Source organism: Fusobacterium ulcerans ATCC 49185 (assembly GCF_900683735.1).
Taxonomy (GTDB): domain Bacteria; phylum Fusobacteriota; class Fusobacteriia; order Fusobacteriales; family Fusobacteriaceae; genus Fusobacterium_A; species Fusobacterium_A ulcerans_A.
Genome location: NZ_LR215979.1, coordinates 3083952 through 3095405, shown reverse-complemented (window position 1 = coordinate 3095405; position 11454 = coordinate 3083952). Strand labels below are relative to the sequence as shown.

Annotated in this window: 10 protein-coding genes; 9 read left to right on the top strand and 1 reads right to left on the bottom strand. The window is 29.1% G+C overall.

Going from position 1 to position 11454, the window contains the following annotated elements:
* Position 1: 1 nt before the first annotated feature.
* Complete coding sequence (gene hemA / locus E0E45_RS13925) at positions 2-1003, bottom strand: glutamyl-tRNA reductase (protein ID WP_130891713.1); 1002 nt, start codon at positions 1001-1003, stop codon at positions 2-4.
* 328 nt (positions 1004-1331) lie between these two features.
* On the opposite strand from hemA, the gene E0E45_RS13920 reads away from it, so the two are divergent.
* The 9 genes from E0E45_RS13920 (at position 1332) to E0E45_RS13880 (ending at position 11451) form a co-directional block, all read left to right on the top strand.
* Positions 1332-2198: an RluA family pseudouridine synthase gene (locus E0E45_RS13920; RefSeq protein WP_130891712.1), complete on the top strand. Its 867-nt coding sequence runs from the start codon at positions 1332-1334 to the stop codon at positions 2196-2198.
* A 309-nt stretch (positions 2199-2507) separates the two neighbouring features.
* Positions 2508-3515 (top strand): type I glyceraldehyde-3-phosphate dehydrogenase, encoded by a 1008-nt coding sequence (gap, locus tag E0E45_RS13915; protein ID WP_130891711.1) that lies wholly within the window; start codon positions 2508-2510, stop codon positions 3513-3515.
* Between the two features lie 89 nt (positions 3516-3604).
* Positions 3605-4804, top strand: a complete 1200-nt coding sequence (locus E0E45_RS13910) for a phosphoglycerate kinase (RefSeq protein WP_130891710.1) — start codon at positions 3605-3607, stop codon at positions 4802-4804.
* Between the two features lie 36 nt (positions 4805-4840).
* Positions 4841-5275 (top strand): GNAT family N-acetyltransferase, encoded by a 435-nt coding sequence (locus tag E0E45_RS13905; protein WP_130891709.1) that lies wholly within the window; start codon positions 4841-4843, stop codon positions 5273-5275.
* A gap of 200 nt (positions 5276-5475) precedes the next feature.
* On the top strand, positions 5476-6255 hold the full coding sequence (locus E0E45_RS13900) for a LexA family transcriptional regulator (protein ID WP_130891708.1): 780 nt from the start codon (positions 5476-5478) through the stop codon (positions 6253-6255).
* A gap of 414 nt (positions 6256-6669) precedes the next feature.
* A complete protein-coding gene (locus tag E0E45_RS13895; protein WP_130891707.1) occupies positions 6670-7467 on the top strand; it encodes a hypothetical protein in 798 nt (265 codons plus the stop codon).
* Positions 7468-7556: 89 nt separating this feature from the next.
* On the top strand, positions 7557-8168 hold the full coding sequence (locus tag E0E45_RS13890) for a hypothetical protein (RefSeq protein WP_130891706.1): 612 nt from the start codon (positions 7557-7559) through the stop codon (positions 8166-8168).
* Between the two features lie 20 nt (positions 8169-8188).
* Positions 8189-10735 carry a hypothetical protein gene (locus tag E0E45_RS13885; protein ID WP_232044124.1) on the top strand — a complete coding sequence of 849 codons (2547 nt, stop codon included), beginning with the start codon at positions 8189-8191 and terminating at the stop codon, positions 10733-10735.
* Positions 10735-11451 carry a hypothetical protein gene (locus E0E45_RS13880; protein ID WP_130891705.1) on the top strand — a complete coding sequence of 239 codons (717 nt, stop codon included), beginning with the start codon at positions 10735-10737 and terminating at the stop codon, positions 11449-11451. Before E0E45_RS13885 ends, E0E45_RS13880 begins: the two co-directional genes overlap by 1 nt.
* The last annotated feature ends 3 nt before the right edge of the window (positions 11452-11454 follow it).

Here is an 11454-nt window from a genome sequence, read left to right as displayed (position 1 = left end):
TTTATATAGTCCTTTCTTCATAATATTGAAACCATTTTTTTAGATTTATCATTTGTTTATCAATCAGATAACTGTAACTATTCATTAGAGAATCTCTTGTTTCTAAATTTTTGTTATATACACTCCATATATCATCAAGGTTGAAAAGGGATACATTTTCAGGAGTACCTATTATATTATCTATATCTCTAGGAACAGCAAGATCAAGGAATGTGTATTTTTTATTACTATGGAGATAAGGGACTATCTCTTCAGATTTGAGGACTAAATGAGGTGCAGAAGTAGCACTTATTATTACATCGCTTTCTACAGCAGCGGTATTTTTATGCTCAAAGCTGATAACATCTACATCAAAAATACTCTGGATTTCCAGAGCTTTATGGTGAGTTCTGTTAGTTATTGTTATATTTTTTACATTTTCTTTTACCAGCAGATAGAGAATAGCTTGTGCCAAATCTCCTACTCCAAGAATAAGAACTTTTTTATCTGAAAGGAAACCAATAGATTCCTTGATAAATTTCAGAGAAATAGCTTCAAGAGAAAGAGCATTATGGCATACTTTGCTTTCCGTCCTGAATTTTTTTCCAAGCTCTATAGCTTTATTAAATACAATATTAAGTATTTTTGAAGAGGTGTTATTTTCCATAGCAAAAGCATGAGCTTTTTTTATCTGAGCAAGTATTTGATCCTCACCTTTGATAACAGAATAAAAACCACAACTTACTTTAAAAAGATACTCAGCAGCAGTTTCTCCTGTTTTTATAAATATCCCTTTCTTAAAAGATAAACATTCTAAAAGTTCTTCAATTGAGAAATTTTCTGCAATTTGAAGATAAAATTCTACTCTCAGACATGTTGAAAGATTTACATAACCATCTATCTTTCTTTGAGATAGAAGTGAATTAATAATCTCTTCAGGATTCTGATGAATAAATTTTTCACGTTCAGACATACTTAATTCTTTATGAGATATACCAAAGACAACAAGTTTATCTAAATTCATTTTTTACTCCTTGTGTAACACTGTATATAATTTAACTTTTCACTCCTTATATTATATAATATTATAGGAGAAAAATTAACTTTTATTATATCCTTTTAAGGGTAAGCATATTCAAATTTTAAATTCAATATATATATTATTTCTATATATAAAGTAGATAAAATAGCGTTTTTTAACTATTAACAATATAAAAAATAAATGCATAAAATATATTATAAAAATAATTTGATTGAAATTGGATTTAAAAATATATTGATTAACTTTTTTTGATAATTATAGTAAAATATAAGTATAAGCATAAAAAATTCTTAAGAATTGAGAGGAACTAATGAAAAAATTTATAATAGAACCAGAGTATGATGGTTATGAAATAGGAACATATCTGAAAGAAACAAAGGGGTATTCTGGAAGAGGCTTGAGAAATTTGGAAATATATCTTAATGGAAAAAGAGTTAAAAATAATAGCAAGAAGGTCAGGAAGCTAAACAGACTTTTAATAAAGGAAAAGGAAAAGGAAACTGGAATAATACCTATGGAGATACCAATCAAGGTAGCTTATGAAGATAAGAATGTACTTCTTATTGATAAAGATCCCTACATAATAGTGCATCCTACTCAAAAGAAAGTAGATAAGACACTTGCTAATGGAGTGGTAAATTATTTTCTGAAAACAACTGGAAAAATAATGGTGCCAAGATTTTACAACAGGCTGGATATGAATACTTCAGGTCTTATCATAGTGGCTAAAAATTCTTTTGCACAATCTTTTCTTCAAGAAAAAGGGATAGTAAATAAATTCTATAAAGCTATAGTAAAAGGAATAGTAGAAAAAGATGAATTCCTTATAGACAGACCTATTGGAAAAATAGGAGATGATCTGAGAAGAAGAGAGATATCTGTAGAGAATGGAGGTCAAGAAGCTCAAACTAAAATAAAAGTAATAAAAAGATTTAAAGATATTACTCTGATAGAAGCAGAACTTCTTACAGGAAGAACCCATCAGATCAGAGCTCACATGGCTCTGGAAGGATATCCTCTCTTAGGAGATGAGCTTTATGGCGGAGAAGATAAAAGAGCTAAAAGACAGATGCTTCATTCTTACAAAACACAATTTTCAGATGTAGAGACAGGACAACTTAAAACAGTGGAAATAGACATCCCTGATGATATGAAAAAGATCTTATCAGAAGAATAAGGGAGGGAGTCCAATGAATTATTTACCATCATCAAATAATGGAACGCTCATAAGGAAAACCAATTGATGAACAAAAAGGATACAGAAATAGAAAACTAAATACAGAAAAGGATAAAAACTATAAAACAAGAGAGAAGAAAGCAGAAAATAAACAAACTGCATGATAAAAAACTAATCGTAAAAAGATTAAAATTAGTTCTGTCATATTAATTGACAAAGAGGCAAACATATTATATAGTTAATATAGAAAATAAGCAAAAAACTATATTACTATAAAATAAAAAATAATAAATTTTAGGAGGAATACAAATGGCAGTTAAAGTAGCAATTAACGGATTTGGAAGAATTGGAAGATTAGCATTAAGATTAATGGTTGAGAATCCAGAATTTGATGTTGTAGCAATTAATGACTTAACAGATGCACATATGTTGGCACACTTATTTAAATATGACTCAGCACAAGGAAGATTCAATGGAACTATAGAAGTTAAAGAAAATGCTTTTGTAGTTAATGGACATACAATCAAAACTTTTGCACAAGCTGATCCTAAAAACTTACCATGGGGAGATTTAGGAGTAGATGTAGTTCTTGAGTGTACTGGATTCTTTACTAAAAAAGAAAAAGCAGAAGATCATATTAAAGCAGGAGCTAAAAAAGTTGTTATTTCTGCACCAGCAACTGGAGATCTTAAAACTGTAGTTTTCAATGTAAATGATGATATTCTTGATGGAACTGAAACAGTTATCTCTGGAGCATCTTGTACTACTAACTGTTTAGCACCTATGGCTAAAGTATTAGAAGACAAATATGGAATTGTAGAAGGATTAATGACTACTATCCATGCTTATACAAATGACCAAAATACACTTGATGGACCACATAAAAAAGGAGATCTTAGAAGAGCAAGAGCTGCTGCTGCTAACATCGTTCCTAACACAACTGGAGCTGCAAAAGCTATTGGATTAGTAATTCCAGCTTTAAAAGGAAAATTAGATGGAGCTGCACAAAGAGTTCCTGTAATTACTGGATCATTAACTGAGCTTGTAACAGTTCTTAATAAACAAGTAACTGTAGAAGAAATAAACGCTGCAATGAAAGCTGCTACTAACGAATCTTTTGGATATACTGAAGAAGAATTAGTATCTAGTGATATCATTGGAATCCACTATGGATCTTTATTTGATGCAACTCAAACAAGAGTAATGACAGTAGGAGACAGACAATTAGTTAAAACTGTTGCTTGGTATGACAATGAAATGTCTTACACTTCTCAATTAATCAGAACTCTTAAAAAATTCGTAGAATTATCTAAATAATTACTGAATTTGGAATAACTAAATAGAAATGAATAGCGGAACTTAAAGGTTCCGCTATTTTTAAAAACAAATTTGGAGGAATGAAAATAATGGCTAAGAAGATAGTAACAGATTTAGATGTTAAAGGTAAAAAAGTATTAATGAGAGTAGATTTTAATGTACCTATGAAAGATGGAAAAATAACTGATGACAACAGAATAGTTGCAGCTCTTCCAACTATCAAATATGTACTTGAAAATGGAGGGAAAGTAATAGCTTTTTCTCACTTAGGAAAAGTAAAAACTGAGGAAGATTTAGCTAAAAAATCTTTAAAAGCAGTTTCTGAAAGATTAGCTGAACTTTTAGGACAACCAGTTAAATTTGTACCTGCTACAAGAGGTGCTGAATTAGAAGCAGCAGTTGCTGGACTAAAAGATGGAGAAATCATGATGTTTGAAAACACAAGATTTGAAGATCTTGATGGTAAAAAAGAATCTAAAAATGATCCTGAATTAGGAAAATATTGGGCTTCTTTAGGAGATGTTTTTGTAAATGATGCATTTGGAACTGCTCACAGAGCACATGCTTCAAATGTAGGTATTGCAGCAAACATTGGAGAAGGAAAAACAGCAGCAGGATTCTTAATGGAAAAAGAAATAAAATTTATAGGAGGAGCTGTTGATGCTCCAGAAAGACCTCTAGTAGCAATATTAGGAGGAGCTAAAGTATCTGATAAAATTGGAGTTATAGAAAATTTACTAGTTAAAGCTGATAAAGTTTTAGTTGGTGGAGCTATGATGTTTACTTTCTTAAAAGCTTTAGGAAAAAATACAGGAACTTCATTGGTTGAAGAAGATAAAGTTGAATTGGCAAAAGAATTATTAGCTAAATCAAATGGGAAATTAATTCTTCCAATAGATGCTGTAGTAGCAAAAGAATTTAATAATGATGCACCTCATAAAACTGTATCAGTAGATGAAATTCCTTCTGATGAAATGGGATTAGATGTTGGAGCTGGAACTGTTGAATTATTCACAAAAGAAATCAATGGAGCTAAAACAGTAGTGTGGAATGGACCAATGGGTGTATTTGAAATGCCTAGTTACGCAAAAGGAACTATAGGAGTATGTGAAGCTATAGCTAACCTTAAAGGAGCAACTACTATCATAGGAGGAGGAGATTCAGCAGCTGCAGCTATAAGCTTAGGATATGCTGATAAATTTACTCATATCTCTACAGGTGGAGGAGCTTCTCTAGAATACTTAGAAGGTAAAAAATTACCAGGAGTAGAATCTATTTCTAATAAATAACAGATATATTTTCACAACAGCAGGGAGTGTGATGTTATGATAAAAGAGTTTGATGGTTCTTTGAAAATGGCAGATGAATTGTTATTGATAGACAGTGAATCTTTTCAAGATATACCATATACTTCTGAGATACTGTGTGAAAAGATAAAAAAGAATGATCATTACAGAGTATTTGTATACTATGAAGAGAATATTCCAGTTGCTTATCTAGGATTACTTTATGTAAGTAATCTTCATTATGATGGAATGTGGGTAGACCTTATAGGTGTAAGAAAAGATTTTCAAAATAGGGCTATAGGAAAAAAACTCTTAAAATATGCTGAGGAAAAAGCTAGAGATAATGGTCTTGAAATACTGACTGGATTGGTTAAATCAGACAATATATCATCATTAACAATGTTCAAGGGAGCAGAGTTTAAATATGATGAGATGGGATTTAAACTTTTCATGAAGGATATAGAAAAAAAGTAAACATACAATCAATTATCTTAATGATTATATATAGAGCCTTGAGAAATCAGGGCTCTTTATTTTTGCTCAATAAATTTTAAATTTATTATTGTATGATAATTAATAAACGACAAAATTATACAAATTCAGATAAAATATTTTACAAATTTGTATAAAAAAGATATAATAGAAATAAATTAACATAGAAAGGTGGGAGTGAGATGGAGAAAAAAAAGGAATTTTCAAAATATCTTGAAAATTTTATGAAAAAAAATGGATATAATTTAGAACAGATTTCGAGAGAAACAGGGGTTCCTGTTGCTACAATAGGTCATTATAAGACTGGGAGAAGAACTCCTAAAAATGATTTTATTGATAAATTTGTCTCTGGTTTTAATTTAAGTTCTCAAGAAAAAAAAGAAATTACAATGGCGATAGCTATTGATAAAACACCAAAAGTAATTAAAGATAATATTCTTGAACTAAAAAATATAAAACCAATAAAACTGATGGAGGTTCCATTATTTTCAAGTGTTTCTGCTGGACTAGGGAGAGAAACTATTGCTGAACCTATAGATTTTATTTCAATACCAAAGACAGCTGGTAATAATATAGTTGCTATTTTAGTACAGGGAAATTCTATGGAAGATACTATTTTAGATGGGTCTATTGTTGTTGTAAATACAGAATTGATGCCAGAAGTTGGAGAAATAGGTGTGTTTTTGACTAAAGGAAGCGATCATGCTGATGGGCTGGTAAAAAGATTAAAATATAAAAATGGTGAGTATGTATTAGAAAGTGATAATAAGGAATATGGAGATTTAAGGATAGAAAATAGTGATATAACAGCTTATGGAAAAGTTATCCAGGTAATAAATAATACAACTAAAAGAAGAAAAGATCCTTTGATGTCATATATAGATAAACTAGATATGAATGAAAGAGAAATGATAGAAAGTATGCTTAAAGGACTAATCGAAAAGAAAAAAGAAACTAAATAAACAGTAAAAGAGAACATTTTAAAATGAAAGAAAAATAATATAAAAATTTCTATTGACTTTTATTATACAAAATTGTATAATAAATTTAAGATGATTTCATGAAATATCTAAAACCTATTAAAAACAGATTCACAATTGAGGTAAACAATGTTTCCCTTGGTTCTTATGTTAATTTTCAAGGACTATGGTTATTTATTTTTAATATTTTTTTTAAAAAACATTATACAAAAAAGTATAAAAAGTTAAATTAATTTATCAGAGCATCAATATTTTAATATTGGGATGAATGAACTCTTTCATGTAAGAAATAAAAACCTTGATTTGACATTTAAAGATATGAAAATAAGTAATTGAAAATTCTGGAGAATTTAACATGAGAACCTAAAACAAAGAAAAATACAGGAGGTATACAAAGTGGTAAATATAAAAGAAGTAGTACACAACAGTAAGGAAAGATTTTTAGAGGTACAGCCTAATGGAGCTGGCCTTTACATTGGAATGCAGGCATATGAAGCTATAAAAAATGAAAGTGAATATACAGATTCAATGAAAACTATAATTCCAAAAATGGAGCTTTTGACAGGAACATTAGCTGGAAAAGAATTCACAATCACAACAGGTACAGCAGAAGTAATGGCAGCACCTAAAAATGTTGTAGTAGCTCTATTTGATAAATCTGAATTAGCTGGATTAGCAACTGCTGAAAATTTTAAAGGAATGGCAAACCCTAATCTTGTTGAAATAGTAAAAGTAACTGCAACAACTGCAAGTTCAATTACGTTAGCAAATGAACCTGTAAATTCAGCTTTTATAAATGCTATTTTACTTGAAAATGATGGATATATTGATGTAGCTCAAATAACAGATTTTTCATCTACTGAGCAGCAGGCAGAAATAAGTACAAACAACAAACATTCAAATGGATATGAAAGTGCAATAGGAGGATTAAAAACATCTTCAATTGATGGAATTCAAGGATACTATCATCCAGATTTTCCTTCAGTAGCTACAATAAACTTTGCATTTGATGGTGAATTTACTATTAAAGCAAGACATGGAGCATTAAAACAAAGAAATACTCCATATATTGAAGGAGTTTATAAAGTCGCAGAATTTACACATTCAGGAACTCTAGATGGTGGAAGTGCTCTGTCTTATACAGCAAGCTTAAAACTTCAATCAGGAATGATAGAAAAGAAAGTATTTCAATAAGGAGAATAGGGGAGAAATCCCCTTTCCCTTGTTCTTTTAAATGAAAATATTCAAATATTTTGATTTAAAAAAATAAGATGGGAGGCTAAATGAGAGTAGAAATAAATGATAAAGAATATAAATTAAAACTTAATTTAAGAGCAAGAATAAAACTTTCAAAATATTATCCAGATGAGATTGAAATGTATAAAAAGGCAGGAATGGGAAATTTAGAAATTATTACTAAGATAATCTATTGTTCACTTCAGGGATCTCAACTTTCTTATGAAGAGTTTCTGGAAAGTTATCCTGATATCAAAGAAAGCTATGAGATGTTTTATAAAGTTTTTCAAAAATTGATAGAAGAAGCTGGAAATCCTTTAAATATAGAGATTAAAGAAAAATCAGATATAAAAATTGAAGAAAAAAAATCAGAGAAAATTGATTTTAGAGAGCTTATTATTACATTGATGAGCAAAGGATATAAGCAGGAAGAGGTATTAGATATGACTTATTGGGATATAAATCTCATATTTGAAGCTGATTATAAGCATTTAGAAAGAGAAGTGTTTCATACTAATGCATTGATTAATACAATAGCTGGGATAGTTGGAAGCAAAGAAACAATAGATATTCTTGGGAGAAAGAAAAAAGAAGAATATAGAGATTATTCAACATTTCATGAGATAGGAATATTGTTGGATAAGAAGAGAATAAATTAAGATTTGGAAGGAGGTATAAAATGGACCTAATAACAGCGAAAGTTATTGCAGATGCTATAATTAGTGCAATGATAGGATTAGCAGTTCAAGAGAGTTATGAGCTTGCTCAAAAAAAGATACAAGAAATAATTGAAGAAGCAGAAGAAAATGTAAAAGCAGAAAAACAAATTAGTATTGAAATAGAAAAAAATTTAAAAATATTAAATGAATTGGATAACAAACAAGTTTTAACAATAAAAGAACAAAAAAAGTTGAATAAAGTATTAGAATATTTAAAAAAAGCAGATGTAAGACTAGCTAATTCTTATGAAAAATTTAAAATGAAAGAGATTAGTTATGCAGATTATCTCAGTCAAAAAGATGAAACAAAATCAAAACTTGACTTAAGAAATTATATAATAGATTCTCAAGAAAAATATTTAGAATATGAAAAAGAATATCAAAAATTATTTAATGAAAATAGTAAATATGAACAAAAGCATCAGTTACGAGTAACTCCCAAGTTAGGTAAAAAAATGGCAGGTGGAAAGAATAAGGCAAATATTAAAGAAGAAGATAGAAAAGTTGTATTAGAATCAATTGAAAATATGAAAAAAAGAGAAGGATCAAAAGGGAAAAATGAAGAATTAGAAAGATATATCAAAAATGAAAAGAGAATAAAAGAACTTGAAAATTTAAAACAAACAGCAATAAAAGATGTAGAAGAAAAAAATATTATAAATAATATATTTGATAATGAAAAGGAAAAAAAAATAGTTGAAAAAAAAGCAAAGAATAATATTACAGAATTAAAAAAGGTTGAAGAAAAAAAAGTAAATAAAAATGATGCTGAAGAAAAATACAAACAAGAAGAATTAAAAATAAATGTTGACTATAATAAAAAAGTTTTAGAAGAGACAAAAGAGTTTAATAAAAAAATAGAAAAACTTTTAGCAGAGAGAAAAATGAATGAGATTAAAATAGAAAAGCAAAAACATGAAATTAATTTAAAAAAACTTGAAGATGAAAAAATAGAAAAGCTTTTTCAACATCAAAAAAATAAACCTGGAGCAACAAAAATTGATATTGAAAATATAGATTCTAAATTGGAAATAATTAAAACCAATAGTGAAAAAGAAGAAAATGATAAAAAATATAATGATATACAAGTAAATATTCAAAATTCTATTAATAATGCAGGGACAGGACTTAAAAATCTTTCAAGTATGTTTCAAATGTTAGGAGAGGTTACAGGTAAACAATCTATAAAAGATATCTCTAATGTATTAGGAACAGGAAGTTCTTTATTTGAAGCATTTAAAAATACAAGTATTGGAGCAGAGAAATTAGCTGGATTTCTTGGAAATAAGGCAATACCTGGATTTGAAAACTTTAATCAAGGAATGGGAATAGGAAATATAATAAGTGGAGCTTTAGGTGGAGGAACTGAGGGAAATCTTGGAAGCATGATTGGAAGTGGAATAGGAACAGCAGTAGGCGGGCCAGTGGGAAGTATTGTAGGTGGAGCTATTGGAAGTATTGGTGGAAGTCTCTTTGGAAGCAAGAGTAAAAAGAAGAAAAAGAGAGAAGAAAGAAAAAGAAAGGCTGCTCAGGAAAGATTACAAAGAGGATTAATATCTGGACAATACAAATGGCAGGATGTTATGGAAGCATATAATGAAGATCTTTTAAAATTGGGAGCAGGAAGCTATATTAATCTTTATGACAAGGTTTCAGCAAATACTGATTATGATAATGTACTATCAAGTCTTAATGGTGCAAAATCTGGTTCTGATGGAGTTAGTATGACAACTCTTAAACAATTGATGCCACAGTACAATGAACAACAGATAATGGATTGGTTTAAATCTTTAACTGGTGGAGCAGTGTTGAAAGGAGATATTTTAAGTACAGGGGAAGGAAAGTATGGAGCTATTGATATTGGAGAACTTGCAAAACAAGTAACAAATGCTAATAGAGATCTTGAAAAAACACTTAAAGCAACAATTAAGGGAATTATAAATTTCTCAGCGGATAGTTTAGCAGCAGTTGTTAAAAAAGGTTTTTTTGGTGGTATGGAAGATCTTGGAAATGATATTGAAGGTATGCTTGCTGAAAGTTTGAAAAATGCTTTTGTTAATACTGAAATGTCAAAAGCTCTATTCAATGGAATGTCAGATAAAGTAGCAGATGTAGTAAAAGAAATGTTTGTAAAAGATAGTAATCTTGGAATTGATCTTGAAACAGGAGATTTAGAAAGTTTATCACTTACACAATATATGGAGCTTATTAAAAAATATACAGAAATTTCTAATGAGAAACTGGAAGAATTATTTAGAGAACTAGGATTGAATGTGGATAATTTGACAGGAAGTATGAATAATCTGAATAAAAATATGAGTAAAAATGCAGTTCAAGGAATGTCTACAAATTTATGGAAATACAATTTAGGACAAAAAGTGACAAGTGAATTTAATGGCACATTTGAAATTGAGATTCCTATAACTCTTGGAGATCAATTATTAGATAAAAGAATAATAAAAATAACAAGTGACAGCATAAGAAAAGCAAGGAGGAATAAGTTTTAATGAGAAGAGAAATTATAAAAGCAGACAACAGTAATCATGTAATAACAATAACAAAAAAAGAAGAAGAAATAACAATAGAATTTGATTTTGGACTTGTTCCTGAAGCAGCTCCTCGTTTCACTCTTCCTTTATGGGCTATGGGAAAAGAAGAAGAGTATGAATTTGAAGGAGGTTTTGTACTTAAAGCTGATGATACAGGAACAAGAGACATTACCTATAATCTTTTAGCAAGGATAAAAGATTATAAAGAATTGATATTTGTTTGTAAAACATCAGATAAGTATAAGGGAGAATTCAAATATATTTCACAAGCACTGAAAGATAATGGAATAATTATGAATGGAATAAGGTTAAACTGTATAGCCAGTATTGATAATGCTAACTTTGCTACTATGTTGAATAGTACAAGAAATCATCAAGGAAATCTAATTATTTCCACTACATTTGATACTCAAAGAAAAAAAAGATTTAATATAACAACAGTTCCATTAGCAGATGTTGAATATATGCTTTACCCAGATGTTTATTGTAACACTATAGAAGAGTTTGAAAAAGTTCTATACAGCGATATAGGAGGGTATAAAACATTTACATTATTAGGAAAAGACTATACAGTTATTTTGAAAGATGAGGTGAATGAGAGTTCACAAACAGCAGTAATTGATGGAATAGTAAAAAATTGTAAAATATATTCTTTCAGTTTAGAGGAGGTATAGATA

Bases quoted from the DNA above. Each gene is read 5' to 3' on its own strand.
- hemA (WP_130891713.1), bottom strand. From the start codon at position 1,003: ATGAATTTAGATAAACTTGTTGTCTTTGGTATATCTCATAAAGAATTA.
- E0E45_RS13920 (WP_130891712.1), top strand. From the start codon at position 1,332: ATGAAAAAATTTATAATAGAACCAGAGTATGATGGTTATGAAATAGGA.
- gap (WP_130891711.1), top strand. From the start codon at position 2,508: ATGGCAGTTAAAGTAGCAATTAACGGATTTGGAAGAATTGGAAGATTA.
- E0E45_RS13910 (WP_130891710.1), top strand. From the start codon at position 3,605: ATGGCTAAGAAGATAGTAACAGATTTAGATGTTAAAGGTAAAAAAGTA.
- E0E45_RS13905 (WP_130891709.1), top strand. From the start codon at position 4,841: ATGATAAAAGAGTTTGATGGTTCTTTGAAAATGGCAGATGAATTGTTA.
- E0E45_RS13900 (WP_130891708.1), top strand. From the start codon at position 5,476: ATGGAGAAAAAAAAGGAATTTTCAAAATATCTTGAAAATTTTATGAAA.
- E0E45_RS13890 (WP_130891706.1), top strand. From the start codon at position 7,557: ATGAGAGTAGAAATAAATGATAAAGAATATAAATTAAAACTTAATTTA.
- E0E45_RS13885 (WP_232044124.1), top strand. From the start codon at position 8,189: ATGGACCTAATAACAGCGAAAGTTATTGCAGATGCTATAATTAGTGCA.
- E0E45_RS13880 (WP_130891705.1), top strand. From the start codon at position 10,735: ATGAGAAGAGAAATTATAAAAGCAGACAACAGTAATCATGTAATAACA.